We start from the raw sequence: 16,672 nt of genomic DNA, 5'->3' as shown, positions 1-16,672 counted from the left end.
TGTCTTTCCTCTAACAGACAGGCAAGCGCAGCAACAGAGGTGGTTGCGGGCGAGTGTGTGCGTCGAGGTCCGGCATGTCCTATTACGAAGAAGAAGCGCCCCGTTTAAGTCCCATTGCCAAGATCGGTTTTGCTGGCGCCTTCTGTGCCCTCATCGTCGCTGGCGGGGTCTACTATCTTCACCACAAGCGCCTGAAGCAGCCGGCAGGCTCGGTCACCGAAGGCATCAGCGCCGATACGCTTGCCGACCCCACCGTAGCCGCCTTCATCGCCGGCGCAGGCAAGGCCGCCATTCCGGATAAGCAGGCCGATGACGTCACCGGCTCGCTGCCCGATCCCAAGTCGGCAACCGGAGACCGGTCCGGCAAGGATCAACTCGGGCCGGTCTCCGGCCTACCGATGCCACGCTTCGTCAGCCTGAAGCCCGACAGGGTGAATGTGCGCCAGGGTCCTTCGCGCGACCAGACCGTGTCCTTCATCTACCAGAAGTCCAATTTACCGGTGGAAGTGATCGCCGAATTCGAGAACTGGCGGCGCATCCGCGACGCCGACGGCTCCGAAGGCTGGGTGCTGCAGAACCTGCTCTCAGGCAAGCGCACAGCCCTGATCGCGCCCTGGTCCAAGCAACAGACGCTGCCACTCCGTGCCACCGCCGACGCCAAGGCGACGGCCGTCGCCATGCTGCAGCCCGGCGTGCAGGCCTCGATCAAGAGCTGTGCTTCGAACTGGTGCCGCATCCAGGGCGAAGGCTTCGACGGCTGGATCCAGGAAAACAATCTGTGGGGCGCTTATCCCGGCGAAGCCGTCGACTGAGACGGGACCGGTGCCGCGCCTTCGCCTGATGATCAGCGGGATCGCCTCCCGCGAGCAAGCCGGCGCGGCGGTCGAGGCCGGCGCTGACGCCATCGGGCTCGACCCTTCAGCCTTTCCGCAGGCGGGGCCGGAAGGCAGCGAGGCGCTGGCGGCGATCGCACTCGCTTTGCCGCCGGCGGTCACGCCGATCCTGGTCACCCCGGCGCTGACGGCCGGTACCGTGGCCCAGCAGGTCGATGCATCAGCGGCGCTCGCCGTCCGCCTTGCAAGGCCGATCGCCACCAGTGAATATCCCGGCCTCAAGCGCATCATCCGTGGCCGCAAGATCATCCAGTCGATCGATCCAGCCCACAGCGATGCCGGCGCCCTGGTGGAGACCTATGCCAGCCTTGCCGATGCGCTGCATCTGAACCTCGATGACGCGGACGATCTGAGCGCCTGCCGACATTTGATCGAGTTGGCAGGCCTGCCCTGCTTTCTCGCGCTGACGGATCCGGCACTCCTCCCGGCCGCCGCCGCGCTACAACCCCACGCCATCGATTTCGTGCTCGCCGGCGAGGATGGCTTCGACCTACCTGCCTTGCACCGCTTCGCTGCAGCGCTCACGGCCCTATGAATTTACCTACAAACGATACAGGGGAACATTCTGTGCCGATCTCGCACCGCTCCGGCGAGGCCCGTATAAAGGGCGAGACGCCCACAGAAAACGCCCCCGTTGCGATCCGGCCCGTCCTGCCGCTACGATGACGCCAGCAATCGGAGCCGCCGATGACGAGAGCATTCCTCCTCGCCGTAACAGGCCTCGCCTTTCTGGGCCTGTCCGCGGCCCATGCCGAAACCGTGACCCAGAAGGCCGGCCGCGACGGCACGCTGAAGGCCAGGGATGACGATCCCGCCATGAAGGCCGCCTTCGCCAAGGCGCAGGAGAGCCTGCCCGACTTCATCGACGCCCTGGACGGCAACGTCACCGGCGCCAGCGACTTCGCCGTGAAGGTGCCGATCATCCAGGGTGCCCAGACCGAATATTTCTGGCTCAACGAGGTCAGCCACAGGGGCGACCGCTTCACCGGCAAGATCAACAACCGCCCGGAACTGGTGGGCAATGTGACGTTCGGCCAACAGCTCACCTTTGTCAGGAGCCGGATCCGGGACTGGGGCTATTACCGCGACGGCAAGCTGCAGGGCAATTTCACCACCTGCGCCCTGCTGGCCAAGGAGGATCCGCGCGAGGCCCAGGAGTTGAAGGACCAGATCGGCCTGACCTGCGAGGGCGCCCCCTCGCCGCAATGAGGTCGGCCGTTTCTCCCTGTGAAGCCTCACTCGAAGATCGCAGTGGGGCCGGCAGAGGTCGAGGTTCTTACAATTTTTCGATCGAGCCACGTAGGTGCGCCATGCCTCACCCCATCGTCTCGAAGCGCCGGTGCGGCCAGGGATTCACGCCGTCCTGCAGCCAGGCGAGTGTGTCCCGCCAGAAGCCGGCGCGATGGCGGTCATGGAACAGGCTGAAATGGCCGATCTCGGCCAGGTCGTAGTCCTGCGGCAGCAGGCGCACCGCTGTCGTGGCGCTGGAGCTGTAATAGGCCAGGGCACGGCGGATGGCAGGCACGGTGCCGAACTCATCATCCGACGCCGTCACCGCCAGGATCGGCGCGGAAACCGCGGCAAAGCGCGCGAGGACCTCCTCCCGCTCCTTGCGTGGATGGCTGTCTTCCACGCGCCGGCGGCGGAAACTCCATTCGAGAGCGATTCCGCCCGGCAGGTCTTCGAGCCAGCCCAGCCGCCGGCCCGGGAAATAGCCGTATATCGCGGTAAGCAAGGGCATCAGCACATGCCAACGCCAGAGCAATTGGAGACGGTGGCTGCGCGCATAATCGGGCCAATAGGCATATTGGGCGCCGACGGTGAGCATGCGATCGATACAGGCGGCATTACCAGCGAGTCCCGGCAGGAAGCCGCCGATGCTATGGCCGACCACGAAGAGAGGCCCATCCGGCCGGCGCTGCCTGGCAAAGCCCAGCACGGCCTCGAAATCGCGCGTTCCCCACTCGCTCCAGCGATAGCCGCAATGCTTCAGATCATTCGGGCGTGACAGGCCGATGCCGCGATAGTCATAGGTGATCGCATCGAAACCGTGTTCGCCGAGAAAACGGGCATAGCGATGGTAATAACGGGCAAGCACGCCTGTCGCGGCATTGATGATGACCGTGCCCGTTCTTCGTCCACCACCCGCCGGCCAGAGGTGGCCGCCAAGAACGACCCCGTCCCCGCAGATGATTTCGACCGGTTCGGCCGGCGCCGTGTCCATAGCCATTGCCATCCCTTGCTCGAACGAAGGGATAGCACGGTTTCCAACAATGATTATACTCACTAGTCAGTATACATTGAGGCCGTGCCATGCCTGGATCCGCGACCACCACGCGCGAGCGTATTGTCAGCGCCGCGGCGCGCCTGTTCTACGACAAAGGCATTCGCAATGTCGGCGTGGACGCGGTCGCCGCCAAGGCCGGCATCACCAAGCGCACGCTCTATTATCACTTCACCAGCAAGGACGATCTGATCGCTGCCTATCTGGCGGCCCGCGACCAGCCCAACCTCGCTCTGTTCCGGCGCTGGTTCGACGAGGCGCAGGGGGACATTGCCTCCAAGGTCGAGGCCATCTTCCGCAATCTCGCCGTCGCGGCCCGTCATCCGCGCTGGAAGGGATGCGGCTTCCTGCGCACCGCCGCCGAACTCGCCGACCTGCCCGGCCATCCCGCCATCAAGGTCGGCGCCGCCCACAAGAAGCGCTTCGAGGGCTGGCTGCGGCTCGAATTGGAGCGGGAGGCCCTTGCCGACGCCGGCCTGCTCGCCCGGCAGGTCGTGCTTTTGCTCGATGGCAGTTTTGCCGTCGTGCTGCTGCACCGCGACCCCGACTATATGGAAGCTGCCGGCAAGGCGGCGGCCACATTGATCACCACGGCGCTCGGCAACAGGACTTCCCGCACACCCGCCGCGGCCTGACCCTCAATAGCCGGCAAATTATATCTCTTCGCGTTTAATATTCCATGCAGGAAAGGGCCAAGACCGCCATGACGAGCCACACTCCCAAGGATCCCGGTTTCGAGGCGCTGGTCACGGCGCTTCAGACCTATTTCGACGGGCTCTATCACAGCGACACCGAGAGGTTGCGCCATGTCTTTCATCCCCAGGCTCTCTATGCCTGCGCCAGCGAAGGAGGCCTGACGCATCTCGGCATGGCTGAATATTTCCCCATGGTGGACAAGCGCCCTTCACCCGCAAGCCGCAACGAAGAGCGGGCTGACAGGATCGTGTCCATCGAATTCGCCGGTCCGGTCACGGCCTTTGCCCGGGTCGAATGCGCGATCGGGCCGAAGCATTTCACCGACCTCCTGACCTTCGTCCATCTCGACGGGCGCTGGCAGATCATCTCGAAGGTCTTTCACTTCGACCTGCGTCCGTGAACCCGGCCGCATCCGGTCCTGTCAGATAGAGACAAACTCGACGGCAGCCGGCGCATATTGGGCTTCCTACGCCTTGGATGAAACTGATTGCAAAATGGAACCGGTTTGACTAACCTTTGGACCAGTTTCAATGCGCAATCAGACCGGCGAGGAAACGACATGTCGAAACTCATCGTCCGCAGCTTTTCCCTTTCGCTCGATGGTTATGGCGCCGGCCCCGACCAGAGCCTCGACAATCCCCTCGGCGTGAATGGCACCAAGCTGCATGGCTGGGCCTTCGCCACCCGGACTTTCCGCAAGATGTTCGGACAGGAAGGCGGCGAGGCGGGCATCGATGACGATTTCGCCGCCCGCAGCATGGACAATCTCGGCGCCTGGATCCTCGGGCGCAACATGTTCGGTCCGGTTCGCGGCCCCTGGCCCGACGCAAGCTGGAAAGGCTGGTGGGGCAACAATCCACCTTATCACGTGCCGGTCTTCGTACTGACCCACCATGCCCGTGACCCGATGGAGATGGAGGGCGGCACCGTGTTCCATTTCGTCACCGACGGCATCGAGTCGGCCCTGCGGCAGGCCAGGGCGGCCGCCGGCAACAGGGATGTGCGAATCGGCGGTGGCGTTGCGACCATCCATCAATATCTCAGGGCCGGCCTGATCGACGACCTGCATCTTGTCATCTCGCCGGTGTTGCTCGGCAAGGGGGAGAGCTTCTTCGCCGGCATCGACCTGCCGGCCCTGGGCTATCGCGTCACCGACCGCGTCCCGACACCACAAGCCACCCACCTGACCATCGTCCGGGAGTGAGGCATATTCGAAGACCCACACTCAGCCTTGCCGCACCTCTTCCCAATCCAGTTCGAAGCGCGCCAGATATTTGCGCAGGCGATCGGCATCGTTCGAGCTGGCCTTGGCCTGTCGCGATGCCGCGAACAGCACGCGCCCGGCTGCGCTGAGGGAGGAACTGGCGCGGCAGACGCGAACCACCTCGGCCAATTGCACCTGGTCAAACCGGTCGATGCCGGCAACGCGCTCCTCGCCGACAAGGTCCGCGAGCAGCCTGTCCGTGCCGTCGCCGTCACCCGCTCGCCAAAGCCTGACGAGGCGGGCGATCTCCTCGACGACCCCCTCCTCGGTGATGCGCCCGCCCGGTGCCAGGGTGGCCATGCGGGTGACGGAGGCGGAAAGATCGCGGAAATTGGCGGTCCAGCGCGCTTCCGCCGCCGTCGCGAAGGCGAGGTAGCGGGCACGCGCCTCACGGTTGAAGGCGATGTTCTCGCCCTCGCGTTCGGCGTAGCGCGTGAGTTCGAAGTCGAGATTGGGTTCGATATCCTCGCGGCGCGCGGCAAGGCCCGGCAGTTCGAAGGTCCAGAGGTTGAGACGGGCCAGCAAATCCTCGCGAAACTTGCCCGAACGCACGTCGACCGACAGATCGCGATTGGTGCCGGCAATCAATTGAAAATCGCTGGCCGCCTCCTTGTCGGCGCCAACAGGCAGGAAGCGTTTCTCCTCGATCGCCCTGAGGATCATGGCCTGTTCGTCGAGGCCGAGTTCGCCGATCTCGTCCATGAACAGCAACCCGCCATCGGCCGCACGCAAGAGACCGGCCCGATCGGTCTGGGCGCCGGTGAAGGCGCCCCGCACATGGCCGAACAGCGCCGACATCGTATGATCGCCGCGCAAGGTGGCGCAATTGACCTCGACGAAACCGCCCGTGAGCTGCCGCCGCGCCTGCTTGAGCTCGAAGATGCGGCGGGCCAGCAGCGACTTGCCGGCGCCGGTCGGCCCGGTCAGCAGCACCGGCGCGCGCGAGCGCATCGCCACCCGCTCGATCTGGTCGATCATGGCGTTGAAAGCAGTGTTGCGGGTGGGGATACCGGATTTGAGGAAGGAAGTCGCCTCATGCGTCTCCGCCCTGAAACGACTGGCGATGGCATCATAACGCGAAAGATCGAGATCCACGATCGAATAGGAGCCGGCGACGCCTTCGCCCTGGCGCTTGGGCGGCGAGAGCTGGATCAGTTTGCCGGGCACATAATGGGCCTCGGTCAGCAGGAACCAGCAGATCTGGGCGACATGGGTGCCGGTGGTGATGTTGACGAGGTACTCCTCTTCCTCGGCATCGAAGGGATAGGCCTTGGCAAAATCATAGAGAGCCCCATAGACCTCCTGGAAATCCCAGGCATCGGCGAGATTCATGATGTGCCTGACCACCTGCGTATCCGGCGAAATCACGGCGATGTCGCCTGTGATCCGCTCGGCCAGCGACGTCGCCCTGATATCGTGGATCAATTCGAGGCGGTCGATGGGCAGATCCCCCTGCTGGCAAAGCGCCACTGTCGGCCGCCAGCGCTCCCAGCGCTTGTCACGCTTGCCGCTGTCCAGGCTGACGCCGAGGAACCCGATGGCGACACGCTTTTTCATGAATCCTCCACAGGCGCAGGCTCACAGAAGAGATACCATGATATAATACTATATCCAATATTCTAAGATGGCGCCATTCCTCCACCGACTTCATGAAGCGCAGTGAATTGGGTATGTAAATTTTTATCCTTTAAAATCAATATCTTGTAAAATAAATCGTCGCCTCTCATTCGACTTGGCACGCTCCCTGCAAAGAGATCCTCGTAACGAACGAGGATGATTGCCATGGCAAATAAGTCGCTGTTTGCCTCCTTTGTGGGGAAGATGCTGCCGAAGACCGATGCGGCCAACAAGCACGGTGCCCCGGCCTATCAGTTCACGCCGCGCCACGCGCTGGCCCAGCTCGCCGTCACCGGTACGCTGAACCGCACCTTCTATGCGAGCGCCACCGCGCAGCTCGACGAGACGCTCAAGGCGGTCTGCGAGGTGGAGAGCGTGTTCATCGCCAAGGCGGCCATCTATGCCCGCCAGCGCGGCCATATGAAGGATATGCCGGCTCTCCTGCTCGCCTATCTCTCGATGCTGCAGACGGGCGATTTCGCCAAGGCGTTTCCGCGCGTGGTCGATAACGGCAAGATGCTGCGCAATTTCGTGCAGGTGATGCGGTCGGGTGCCGTCGGTCGTAAGTCCCTCGGGACCCGGCCGAAGAAGCTGGTCCAGGCCTGGCTCGAGACCGCTTCGGACATCGAGATCATGCGTGCCAGCGTGGGCAACAATCCCTCGCTCGCGGATGTGATCAAGATGGTCCACCCCAAGCCCGCCGGCAAGGCGCGCGAGGCACTCTATGCCTGGCTGATCGGGCGTCCCTACGATGTCGAGGCGCTGCCTGACATCGCCCGGGCGTTCGAGGCCTTCAAGCAGGATCCGTCGCTGCCGGTGCCGGCCGTGCCGTTCCAGATGCTCACCGCGCTGCCGCTCACCCGGCAGCACTGGGCCGGTATCGCCGACAAGGCCGGCTGGCAGATGCTGCGGATGAATCTCGCCACCTTTGCGCGCCACGGCGTGTTCGAGGTGGAGGGCTTCGCCGAAAAGCTTGCCGCGCGGCTTGCCGATCGCGAGGCCATCAAGCGGGCACGGGTGTTCCCGTATCAGCTGATGATGGCCTATGCGCAGGCCGGGCAGGACATCCCGCCCGTGGTGCGTGAGGCGCTGCACGATGCGATGGAGACCGCGGTCGCCAATGTGCCCGCGATCGAGGGCCGCGTGGTCGTCTGCCCGGACGTGTCGGGTTCGATGTCCTCGCCGGTCACCGGCTATCGCAAGGGTTCGACCACGCAGGTGCGCTGCATCGACGTGGCCGGCTTGGTGGCGGCTTCGGTGCTTCGGGCCAATCCGTCGGCCCGGGTGATCCCGTTCGAGCAGACCGTGGTCCGCGTGGACCTCGAGCCGCGCGACACGGTGATGACCAATGCGCGCAAGCTTGCCTCCATCGGCGGCGGCGGCACCAACTGCTCGGCGCCGCTGGAGAAGCTGGCGAACGAAAAGGCCAAGGTGGACCTGGTGATCTTCGTCTCGGACAACCAGTCCTGGATCGATGCGCGCCGGGGCGGCGAGGCCACGCAGATGATGAAGCAGTGGGAGCGGGTGAAGACCAGCAATCCCAATGCCAAGCTGGTGTGTCTCGACATCCAGCCCTACACGACCACCCAGGCGCAGGAGCGCGCCGATGTGATGAACATCGGCGGCTTCTCGGATGCGGTGTTCGACACCATCGCGGCCTTCACGAAGGGCGAGATGAGCGCCGAGCACTGGGTCGGCGAGATCGAGAAGATCGAGCTCTGATGCAACATGATTTCCGGCCGGCGGCTTCACGCTGCCGGCCGGAGCCTAAGGTGTACGGCAATGGGCCACGGCAAATGTCGACGGAACTACAGACTGCGAATCCCGGGGTTGCGGGTTCAAATCCCGCTGCGGCGCAAGCTGCATAGCTCAATCGGTTAGAGCACGGACCGCCGCAAGGCGGTAACGTTTCGTCACTCTTGTTGTCGTGGCTTCCACTGCCAGAGCAAGGCGCGTTTCAGCAAACGCTTTTGGAGATTTAATACCGGACGCGGCGAATGCCGGCGGAACTACAGCCTTCACGCTCCAGGACGCGGGTTCGATTCCCGCCAGGCCGCAAGGCCTGTAGCTCAGTGGATAGAGCAGGATGTTTCGTCACTCTCGTCGCCGCGGCCCAACATGACATTTTGCAGCAAGCGGCGAATGCCAGTGGGACTACAGGTTAGAGCGCCCTTTCATCAGAGGGGGAGGTCGGCGTTTTCGATGGCGCCCCGCGCAAGCGGTAGCTCAGTCATTGTCCCCCTTCAAACCTCGTCGCCGCACGCACCTCGACTGAAAGGAATTTCGACACGTCACGGCAAATGCCGATGGGAATACAATGTCGCCAAAGCATGGGCGCCGCAGCCGGACAAGCTGTACCCGACTCACCGTTATCGGGAGCCCATTCTCATCCCTCTCGTCGCCGTGGCCCAAACCTTGAACGACACCGCGCAGAGCGGCGAATGCCGATGGAACTACATGGTCCTCCTGGTTCGAATCCGGAACCTTGCGCCAGGCCGAAAGGCTCCGCGCGGGTGAAGAGGTTTCATCCCTTTCGTCGCCGCGTCTGCCCGGCATGATTTGGAACGTTGCGGCGAATGCCGGCGGAACTACATGGCTATTCCCCAAGTGATGCGGGTTCGAGTCCCGTCGGGTCCACCATGCGGGCCCGTAGCTCAATGGTAGAGCATATGTTTCGCCATCCTCGTCGCCGCAACGTCTTCCTTTCTTATTCCCACTAGAAGGGATGTCGACCAAGCCCGCCCCTTCGCTCAGTCCATTGAACAAACCCATAACAGCCAAGGAGGTAGACAACCCGATAGTGATTGCCGAGATTGCGGTATCGAGGTGAACTCCATGATTTTCTGGATCGTGAATGCGGTTGGATTGGCGATCGCCTATCTTTTCGGTTCCACGCCCACGGGCTATCTGGCGGGGAAACTGCTCAAGGGCATCGATATCCGGGAGCATGGCTCCAAATCCACCGGGGCAACGAACGTCTTGCGAACCCTGGGAAAATGGCCGGCGCTGACGGTACTCCTAGTGGATGTGCTGAAAGGCGCGGGGGCGATTGCCTTTGCTCTCTGGTTCTATCCTTGGTCTTATACATTGCCGTCCGTCACGCCACCGACGGCGCTTGATCAGCAAACATGGGTTCCCTGGGCGGTTTGCCTGGCCGGGCTTGCCGCATTGTTGGGACATAGTCGTTCGATTTGGCTCAACTTTGTGGGTGGCAAGTCTGTTGCGACCGGACTCGGCGTGCTGCTGGCGATCTCTTGGCCTGTTGGCCTGGGTGCCCTGACAGTTTTCGCCATCGTGCTGGCTGTTTTTCGTATTGTTTCCCTTGGCTCCATGCTCGCGGCCTTGACCGCGATCATCCTCGCCTGTGCCTTGGAGCAGCCCTTGCCGTATCGGCTCCTGGTGATCGCAGGCAGTCTTTATGTGATCGTGCGCCATCGCGCCAACATCCAGCGGCTGCTCACTGGGACAGAGCCTCGCCTAGGGCAAAATAGCCCTGGACCGAAAACGGAAACTCAAATTTAAGGCACCCGAAAATCTATGCGAACTCGGCCCCGTCAGGATCGGCCTCCGCCTCCAGCCGGCGGCGTAAGGTTTCGATCAAGCGAAGGCAGGCCGTGATATCCTCGGCCGTCAATCCCTGCGCGAGAGCGTCCACCCAGGGCCTCTGCAGCCGGTTCGCGGCTTCATAGGCAGTCTTCCCCTTTGCCGTCATCATCACCAGCCTGGCCCGGCGATGATGGGGATTGTCGCGGAAGGCGAGAATGTCCTCGTCCGCCAGTTCGTTGACGATGCGCTGCACGCCCTGGCGATTGAGTCCCATGGAACGGGCAAGATGGGCTACGGGCTGCGGGGTGCCGGCCAGCGCAATGGCGCCGAGCACCTGCCAGCGCGCACTGCTCAACCCGACTCCGGCCACCAGCCGGTCGCCGGCCGCGAGCAGGCGTCCATTCAGGCGGAACACTTCGAGGATGAGGGCCGTAACGCCTTCGCCGACCAGCGCAGGATCCGATTCATTCATTGACAATATATATCCAACTCGACAACATATTGTCAAATTGGAGCAGATCCATGCTGATCGGCCAGATCGCCCTCATCCTTGCAGCCGCCTTCACTGGGGCCGCCTTCTACATCAACGTTGCCGAACAGCCGGCGCGGCTCAGCCTCGACGACGCCTCCCTGCTGGCGCAATGGAAACCGAGCTATGCACGCGGCTTTGCCATGCAGGCCAGTCTCGCCGTTGCCTCGGGTCTCGCAGGCCTCGCCGCTGCCTGGCTCGCCGGCAGCTCACTCTGGCTGGTTGGCGCCGTGCTGATGCTGGCGAACTGGCCCTATACGCTGCTGGGCATCATGCCGACCAACCGGCTCCTGGAGGCAACGCCGAACGATGAGGCGGGCTCGCAGACGCGCCTGCTCATCGGGCGCTGGGGCCGGCTGCACGCCGTCCGCACCGCCCTCGGCGCAGCGGCAACACTGACCTATCTCGTCGCCTCCGCCTGAGACCCGGCTGCCACATCGGCCAGCTCGGCCCGCAGCCAGGCTTCGAAAGCCTTTACTTTGGCTGAAGGCTTGCGGCGCGCCGAACTCACCAGCCAATAGGCAAGGCCTGTCTGCACCGGGCGCGGGAAAGGCGCGACCAGGCGCCCATCGCGCAGGGCATCCTGGGCCAATGTCAGCCAACCGATCGACACGCCCTGGCCGGCGATCGCGGCATCGAGACAGAGCGCCGCATCCGAAAAGGCCGGACCGGCCGCGAGCGGCAGATCCGCCTTGCCATTAGCCGCCAGCCAGATCGGCCAGGTCTCGGGCGAGTTGTAGTCGATGATGGCAGGAAGCTTGACCAGATCTTCAATGTCCCGAATGCCGGCCGCCAATGACGGCGAGCAGAGCGGAAACAGGCTCTGACCCATGAGATAGTCAGCCCGTACGCCCGGCCAGGGCCCGGCGCCGACGCGCACGCCGACATCGACATCCGAAATGTCGAAATCCACCAGCTCGACCGAGGCATCGATGCGCAATTGCAGGCCCGGATGAGCCTCATGGAAGCGATGCAAGCGCGGCACCAGCCATTTGGCGGCAAGAACCGGCGCGACCGTCACCGTCAGCACATGCTCGGCCCGGGCCTCGGCCGTGGTCAGCGCCTGCGAGATCTCCCGGAAACCGCGGGTGAGGCCCGCGAGCAGGGACTGGCCGAGCGGTGTCGGCATCAGTCCCTTCGGTCCGCGCGTGAAGATCGGCCGTCCCAACCGCTGCTCGGCCTTGAGTACCTGCTGGCTGACGGCACCCACGGTGACGCCGAGTTCCTCGGCGGCTTTCGCCATCGAGCCCAGGCGCCCGGCGGCCTCGACCGCCCGCAAGGCACCGAGCTGATATCGCAGCAGACCATCCATATAGTTTTTCTATAGCATGCCCGCGCAGAACTCCATTTCTTTCCTGCCTCCTTTGCCCGAGATTCAGCAGCAGAATTCAGGGATATCGCAGACATGCTGACCGTCAGGATACTCAAGACCCTTAAGGAGTGCTGGACCAAGCTGTGGCTGGTATCAGGCCGCAGCCTGGAGCCGCTCGACCATCCCAGCCTCCAGGCCATGTCCCTGCGGGAACTGGCCGACCTGCCGCTGGAACCACCACCGGCACCCGGTCATAATGCGGGCGCGCTGGCCCCCAATCCGGGCAGGGCGGCAGCGTGTCGCGCACCATCGCATCAGCCCATGCGGGGAGCAGCGATCGCCGCTCGCTAGAACGGCTGATCACCAATAACCGAATTGAATGGGCTCAACCTCTGTCATCGCCGGGCTTGACCCGGCAATCCAGCCCGCCTTTCGAGGCATCGAGACCGGGCCGCCGGCTGCCCGGTCAAGCCCGGGCAAGACAAAGGTAGCGCTTCAGCCCTTCCGGACAGTGCCTTACACCGCGTCATAGGCCTTCTGCAGCGTGGCGATGTCGAACTTGATCGCCCCGAGCACGGCGGTCATGACCCGTTGCGCCTTGGCCTGATCGGGATCGGCCAGCAGCGTCGGCAGGATCGAGGGAACGATCTGCCAGTGCACGCCATAGCGGTCCTTGAGCCAGCCGCAATGGATCAATTCGCCCTTCTCGCCCAGCGCATCCCACAGCCGGTCGATCTCGGCCTGGTCAGCGCAGTCGATGTGGAAGGAAACAGCGTGATTGTATTCGCATTTCTCGCCGCCATTGAGGGCGAGATAGCTCTCGCCGGCGAGGGTGAAGCGGACCATCAGCACACTGCCGGCCTTGCCGCCCGGACCGTCCGCAACATTGCGCTGCACATGATCGATGCGCGAATCCGGTAAGAGCGAGACATAGAAACTGGCGGCCTCCTCGGCCTCCCCCGCAAACCACAAGCACGGCGAAATCTTGGACATGGCGTTCTCCTCCGAGGGGCCTCGCGGCCGGATATCTCAAGGACGAGGGAAGGTCTGCCAATCCGACAATGGCCCAAATTTTTGGCCGCGAATCTTGGCCGCGCATTTCATGCTCACACGCCACTGAGCCGGGCCTGCATGAAGTCCACGAAGACACGAACCTTCGGCGAGAGATGCCGGTTGGACGGCCAGATCATGTTGAAATTGCGCGGCCCGCCCACGTGATCGGGCAGCACGGTTCGCAACGTCCCCGTCGCGACGGCATCGCGCACCAGGAAATCCGGCATGACGCCGATGCCGAGGCCACCCAGCGTGGCGCCTCGCATCGCCTCCATATTGTTGCAGGTGAAGATGGTACGCGTGCGCGGTTCGGGCTCGTCCGGCGGCAGGATCAAGGGCCATTCCAGCATCCTGCCGCTGTTGAGAAAGCGGTAGCGGATGGCGAGATGGCCATCGAGATCGCGCAGCTTCTGCGGCGTGCCATGACGATCGAGATAAGCGGGTGAAGCGAACAGCATCTGGCGGAAGGAGCAGAACACCCGCGACATCAGCCGGGAATCCGGCAGCTCACCGCTGCGGACGGCGATATCGACACCCTCCTCGACCAGGTCGACCAGCCGGTCGTTGAAGTCGAAGTCGAGTTCGATCTCCGGATAGAGCGTGGTGAATTCCGGCATCAGGGGCATCAGGATGTGATAGGTGACGACCGGCGTCGACACCCGCAGCCTGCCCCGTGGCGCATCGCGTGAACCCGCCACGATGGCCCAGGCATCATCGAGATCGTCAAGGACGCGGCGGCAGCGCTCGTGGAACAGGCGTCCCTCCTCGGTGAGGCGAATGGTGCGGGTGGTGCGCTGGAACAGCCGCACGCCGAGATCCTGCTCCAGCTTCGCGACCGCTTTGCCGACGGCCGAGGCCGAAAGGCCGAGCACCCGTCCGGCCGCGGCGAAACTGCCGAGATCCGCCGTGCGCACGAAGGCCGTGAGATTGCCGCTCCTGTCCATATATCCTCCGCGAGAGCATCCAGCCGGGAAGGCCTGGTCAAGCCTCCTCGCCATTCCGGAATTTCATTCCGCTATCTTCGGAACGAAGCCCCTATTTCGCCGATAATGCGGCAAGAATAGATTGCTCGCAACGGATCGCGCCATTTCCACCGGTTAGCTTCTACGCGGAGCCGCCTGGATCGGGCCGGCGACCTGCCACCAAACTTTGAGCACCGATTTCATGACAGACCGAACCTTGGCTCCGAGCGCAGCCCACAAGGCGCTCATCCTCCTATCCGTCTGCCTTGCCGCCATCGCCATGCCGCTGACCTTCACCGGCCCGGCCGTGGCGCTGACCGCTATCGCCGACACACTGGGCGGCAGCCCGGTCGCCTTGAACTGGGTGACGAATGCCTTCATGCTGACCTTCGGCAGTGCGCTGATGGCCGCCGGCGCCCTGGCGGACAGTTTCGGGCGCAAGCGCATCTTCCTCACAGGCGTCGCCGGCTTCGCCCTGGCCTCGCTGGCCCTGGTGGGGGCACGCTCCATACTGGTCTTCGACCTCCTGCGCGCACTCCAGGGCATCGCCGCCGCCGCGGCCTTCGCCGGCGGCATGGCGGCCCTGGCACAGGAATTCTCCGATGCTGCCCGCATGCGCGCCTTCAGCGTCGTCGGCGCGAGCTTCGGCGCCGGCCTCTCCTTCGGCCCGATCAGCTCGGGCGTGATGACGCAGACTTTCGGCTGGCCCAGCATCTTCCTTGCCGTCGTCGCCTTGACGGTTGCCTCCTTCCTCATCGGCATCGTCGTGCTGCGGGAATCCCGTGATCCCAAGGCCCGCGGATTGGATTGGCCGGGCGCGATCAGCTTCACGCTCGCCCTGACCCTGTTCACCTATGGCATGCTGCAGGCCCCCGAAAGCGGCTGGGGCGATCCACTCGTCATCGCCCTCCTCATCGGTGCCGTCGCCCTGATGGCACTGTTCGTGCGCATCGAACTCAACTCGCCCCGCCCGATGCTCGATCTCAGCCTGTTCCGCTATGGCCGTTTCGTCGGTGTGCAATTGCTGGCAGCCGCCCCGGCCTATGCCTTCGTGGTGCTGCTGATCCTCCTGCCGATCCGCTTCGTCGGCATAGAAGGCGTCGATGAAGTCGCGGCTGGCCGCATGATGATGGCCCTGTCCGCTCCGCTGCTGGTTCTTCCGCTTCTGGCGGGCTGGCTCTCGCGCTGGATCGCACCGGCCGCGATCTGCGGCCTCGGCCTGCTGGTCTGCGCTGCCGGGCTTGCCTGGTTGAGCTTCATGCCTGTTGGTGGCGCGGTATCAGCCATGCTCGCGCCCATGGCCGTGATCGGCATCGGCATCAGCCTGCCCTGGGGCCTGATGGACGGCCTCGCCGTCTCCGTGGTGCCCGCCGAGCGCGCCGGCATGGCAACCGGCATTTTCTCGACGGTCCGCGTCGCCGGCGAAGGTGTGGCGCTCGCTATCGTCAGCGCCGTGCTCTCGGCCCTGACCGCCGGCCACCTCGCCGGTGAACAGGTGAGGGAAGGAGCCCAGAAACTGGTGACGGGCGACGTCGCCGGCGCTGCCGGTGCGCTGCCACAGCTTGCCCACTCCGCGCTGATCCAGGCCTATGGCGATGCTTTCGCCACACTGCTCCTGCTGCTTGCCGCCATCACCATCGTCACGGCCGTGGTAGTCTTCGTCTTTCTCGGACGCCGCGAAGCCCCGACGCGGGCCAACGCGGAGGAGGCGACCGCCCTGTCCTCTTCCCTCTGACCCCAACCCGGCCCGCCGCGCTATCCCACCGGGCTGGCGCGGTCGGCCTCCAGCCATTTACCGAAGAAATACACGATCTGCCGGTGCCACCAGGGCCAGTCGTGGCTGACATCGGGACCCCAAAAATCGATCCAGGCCGGAATCCGCTTGGCGGAAAGGACCTGCGCTAGATTGCTGGTATCCTCGATCATTCTCTCTTCCCAGGCGCCCAGCCCGCAACAGAAGAACAGGCGGCGCGAGCGGATCCGATCCAGCAACTCGCCTTCCTCCAGACCACCGAGATAGGCAAGCGGCGAATTGAAATAGATCTGTCCGTCGAGCGCCGCCCCGAAGAAGTGCCGGGTCGAGTAGACGCCGCTCAAGCCGATCACACCCGCCACCGTCTCCGGAAAACGAAACAGGAAGTTGCTGGCGTGGAAGGCCCCCATCGAGCATCCGGTCAACAGGGGCGCTCTTCCGCCGGCCGCGTCCAGGATTTCCGGCAGCAATTCATGGCGGACATAGCGAAAATAGGCCTCGTGGCGGCCGACGCGGTGCTGGAGATCGCCATGCTCGGCAAAGAAACTCTCGCCGTCGATGCCATCAACAGTCCACACCTGCAGTTCGCCGGCCTCGATGCGGTCGGCAAGGGCGGCGATGCCGCCCGAATCCTCATACTGATAGAAGCGCCCGTTCGAGGTGGGGAAGACCAGAACCGGCCTGCCGGCATGGCCATAGACCTTGAATTCCATCTCGCGCCCGAGTTCGGCGCTGCCACGCTTGTGATAGGCGATCTGCAACG

At 63.9% G+C, this 16,672-nt stretch carries 18 protein-coding genes; 11 read left to right on the top strand and 7 right to left on the bottom strand.

Features of this window, described 5'->3' with window-relative positions; all coding sequences use genetic code 11:
• Positions 1-74 precede the first annotated feature (74 nt).
• The 3 genes from AB4037_RS08130 to AB4037_RS08120 all read left to right on the top strand — a co-directional run bounded on the left by AB4037_RS08130 (position 75) and on the right by AB4037_RS08120 (position 2,102).
• Positions 75-812, top strand: coding sequence for an SH3 domain-containing protein (locus AB4037_RS08130; RefSeq protein ID WP_434958345.1), 738 nt, complete (start codon positions 75-77; stop codon positions 810-812).
• Positions 813-822: 10 nt separating this feature from the next.
• Entirely contained in the window at positions 823-1,428 is a 606-nt protein-coding gene (locus AB4037_RS08125) for a hypothetical protein (RefSeq protein ID WP_441771150.1), read from the top strand.
• A 152-nt stretch (positions 1,429-1,580) separates the two neighbouring features.
• Positions 1,581-2,102: a YegJ family protein gene (locus AB4037_RS08120; RefSeq protein ID WP_441771149.1), complete on the top strand. Its 522-nt coding sequence runs from the start codon at positions 1,581-1,583 to the stop codon at positions 2,100-2,102.
• 106 nt (positions 2,103-2,208) lie between these two features.
• On the opposite strand, the gene AB4037_RS08115 is transcribed toward AB4037_RS08120, so the two are convergent.
• Positions 2,209-3,129 carry an alpha/beta hydrolase family protein gene (locus AB4037_RS08115; protein WP_441771148.1) on the bottom strand — a complete coding sequence of 307 codons (921 nt, stop codon included), beginning with the start codon at positions 3,127-3,129 and terminating at the stop codon, positions 2,209-2,211.
• Between the two features lie 77 nt (positions 3,130-3,206).
• Here AB4037_RS08115 and AB4037_RS08110 point away from each other — a divergent pair, with 77 nt between their 5' ends.
• The 3 genes from AB4037_RS08110 (at position 3,207) to AB4037_RS08100 (ending at position 5,077) form a co-directional block, all read left to right on the top strand.
• Positions 3,207-3,812: a TetR/AcrR family transcriptional regulator gene (locus AB4037_RS08110; protein WP_441771147.1), complete on the top strand. Its 606-nt coding sequence runs from the start codon at positions 3,207-3,209 to the stop codon at positions 3,810-3,812.
• Between the two features lie 68 nt (positions 3,813-3,880).
• Positions 3,881-4,273: a nuclear transport factor 2 family protein gene (locus tag AB4037_RS08105; protein WP_441771146.1), complete on the top strand. Its 393-nt coding sequence runs from the start codon at positions 3,881-3,883 to the stop codon at positions 4,271-4,273.
• A gap of 159 nt (positions 4,274-4,432) precedes the next feature.
• Positions 4,433-5,077 (top strand): dihydrofolate reductase family protein, encoded by a 645-nt coding sequence (locus tag AB4037_RS08100; protein WP_441771145.1) that lies wholly within the window; start codon positions 4,433-4,435, stop codon positions 5,075-5,077.
• Positions 5,078-5,098: 21 nt separating this feature from the next.
• Here AB4037_RS08100 and rtcR read toward each other — a convergent pair whose 3' ends face one another.
• Positions 5,099-6,694, bottom strand: a complete 1,596-nt coding sequence (gene rtcR, locus AB4037_RS08095; protein ID WP_434958352.1) for an RNA repair transcriptional activator RtcR — start codon at positions 6,692-6,694, stop codon at positions 5,099-5,101.
• Positions 6,695-6,919: 225 nt separating this feature from the next.
• Here rtcR and AB4037_RS08090 point away from each other — a divergent pair, with 225 nt between their 5' ends.
• On the top strand, positions 6,920-8,476 hold the full coding sequence (locus AB4037_RS08090; protein ID WP_441771144.1) for a vWA domain-containing protein: 1,557 nt from the start codon (positions 6,920-6,922) through the stop codon (positions 8,474-8,476).
• A 1,113-nt stretch (positions 8,477-9,589) separates the two neighbouring features.
• Positions 9,590-10,276 (top strand): glycerol-3-phosphate 1-O-acyltransferase PlsY, encoded by a 687-nt coding sequence (gene plsY, locus AB4037_RS08085; protein ID WP_441771143.1) that lies wholly within the window; start codon positions 9,590-9,592, stop codon positions 10,274-10,276.
• A 13-nt stretch (positions 10,277-10,289) separates the two neighbouring features.
• On the opposite strand, the gene AB4037_RS08080 is transcribed toward plsY, so the two are convergent.
• A complete protein-coding gene (locus AB4037_RS08080) occupies positions 10,290-10,772 on the bottom strand; it encodes a MarR family winged helix-turn-helix transcriptional regulator (protein WP_441771142.1) in 483 nt (160 codons plus the stop codon).
• A gap of 53 nt (positions 10,773-10,825) precedes the next feature.
• On the opposite strand from AB4037_RS08080, the gene AB4037_RS08075 reads away from it, so the two are divergent.
• Positions 10,826-11,251, top strand: a complete 426-nt coding sequence (locus tag AB4037_RS08075) for a DUF1772 domain-containing protein (protein WP_441771197.1) — start codon at positions 10,826-10,828, stop codon at positions 11,249-11,251.
• Here the strand turns inward: AB4037_RS08075 and AB4037_RS08070 are convergent.
• The gene (locus AB4037_RS08070; protein WP_441771141.1) at positions 11,230-12,141 is read right to left on the bottom strand and encodes a LysR substrate-binding domain-containing protein; all 912 of its coding nucleotides are present in this window, start codon (positions 12,139-12,141) and stop codon (positions 11,230-11,232) included. The two genes, AB4037_RS08075 and AB4037_RS08070, sit on opposite strands and share 22 nt — an antisense overlap.
• A gap of 93 nt (positions 12,142-12,234) precedes the next feature.
• Between AB4037_RS08070 and AB4037_RS08065 the strand changes: the two genes are divergently transcribed.
• A complete protein-coding gene (locus AB4037_RS08065; RefSeq protein ID WP_441771140.1) occupies positions 12,235-12,492 on the top strand; it encodes a hypothetical protein in 258 nt (85 codons plus the stop codon).
• A 165-nt stretch (positions 12,493-12,657) separates the two neighbouring features.
• Here AB4037_RS08065 and AB4037_RS08060 read toward each other — a convergent pair whose 3' ends face one another.
• Entirely contained in the window at positions 12,658-13,134 is a 477-nt protein-coding gene (locus tag AB4037_RS08060; protein WP_434958357.1) for a VOC family protein, read from the bottom strand.
• A gap of 113 nt (positions 13,135-13,247) precedes the next feature.
• Positions 13,248-14,138: a LysR family transcriptional regulator gene (locus AB4037_RS08055; protein ID WP_441771139.1), complete on the bottom strand. Its 891-nt coding sequence runs from the start codon at positions 14,136-14,138 to the stop codon at positions 13,248-13,250.
• A gap of 220 nt (positions 14,139-14,358) precedes the next feature.
• Between AB4037_RS08055 and AB4037_RS08050 the strand changes: the two genes are divergently transcribed.
• Complete coding sequence (locus AB4037_RS08050; RefSeq protein WP_441771138.1) at positions 14,359-15,891, top strand: MFS transporter; 1,533 nt, start codon at positions 14,359-14,361, stop codon at positions 15,889-15,891.
• Positions 15,892-15,911: 20 nt separating this feature from the next.
• On the opposite strand, the gene AB4037_RS08045 is transcribed toward AB4037_RS08050, so the two are convergent.
• Positions 15,912-16,670, bottom strand: coding sequence for an esterase family protein (locus AB4037_RS08045; RefSeq protein WP_441771137.1), 759 nt, complete (start codon positions 16,668-16,670; stop codon positions 15,912-15,914).
• Positions 16,671-16,672: the final 2 nt, after the last annotated feature.

This window comes from Labrys sp. KB_33_2 (assembly GCF_052114505.1).
Lineage (GTDB): Bacteria > Pseudomonadota > Alphaproteobacteria > Rhizobiales > Labraceae > Labrys.
This window is presented reverse-complemented; position numbering and strand designations above follow the sequence as displayed.

Bases quoted from the DNA above. Each gene is read 5' to 3' on its own strand.
- AB4037_RS08120 (WP_441771149.1), top strand. From the start codon at position 1,581: ATGACGAGAGCATTCCTCCTCGCCGTAACAGGCCTCGCCTTTCTGGGC.
- AB4037_RS08110 (WP_441771147.1), top strand. From the start codon at position 3,207: ATGCCTGGATCCGCGACCACCACGCGCGAGCGTATTGTCAGCGCCGCG.
- rtcR (WP_434958352.1), bottom strand. From the start codon at position 6,694: ATGAAAAAGCGTGTCGCCATCGGGTTCCTCGGCGTCAGCCTGGACAGC.
- AB4037_RS08090 (WP_441771144.1), top strand. From the start codon at position 6,920: ATGGCAAATAAGTCGCTGTTTGCCTCCTTTGTGGGGAAGATGCTGCCG.
- AB4037_RS08070 (WP_441771141.1), bottom strand. From the start codon at position 12,141: ATGGATGGTCTGCTGCGATATCAGCTCGGTGCCTTGCGGGCGGTCGAG.
- AB4037_RS08060 (WP_434958357.1), bottom strand. From the start codon at position 13,134: ATGTCCAAGATTTCGCCGTGCTTGTGGTTTGCGGGGGAGGCCGAGGAG.
- AB4037_RS08100 (WP_441771145.1), top strand. From the start codon at position 4,433: ATGTCGAAACTCATCGTCCGCAGCTTTTCCCTTTCGCTCGATGGTTAT.
- AB4037_RS08050 (WP_441771138.1), top strand. From the start codon at position 14,359: ATGACAGACCGAACCTTGGCTCCGAGCGCAGCCCACAAGGCGCTCATC.
- AB4037_RS08115 (WP_441771148.1), bottom strand. From the start codon at position 3,129: ATGGCAATGGCTATGGACACGGCGCCGGCCGAACCGGTCGAAATCATC.
- AB4037_RS08105 (WP_441771146.1), top strand. From the start codon at position 3,881: ATGACGAGCCACACTCCCAAGGATCCCGGTTTCGAGGCGCTGGTCACG.
- AB4037_RS08065 (WP_441771140.1), top strand. From the start codon at position 12,235: ATGCTGACCGTCAGGATACTCAAGACCCTTAAGGAGTGCTGGACCAAG.
- AB4037_RS08080 (WP_441771142.1), bottom strand. From the start codon at position 10,772: ATGAATGAATCGGATCCTGCGCTGGTCGGCGAAGGCGTTACGGCCCTC.
- AB4037_RS08130 (WP_434958345.1), top strand. From the start codon at position 75: ATGTCCTATTACGAAGAAGAAGCGCCCCGTTTAAGTCCCATTGCCAAG.
- AB4037_RS08055 (WP_441771139.1), bottom strand. From the start codon at position 14,138: ATGGACAGGAGCGGCAATCTCACGGCCTTCGTGCGCACGGCGGATCTC.
- plsY (WP_441771143.1), top strand. From the start codon at position 9,590: ATGATTTTCTGGATCGTGAATGCGGTTGGATTGGCGATCGCCTATCTT.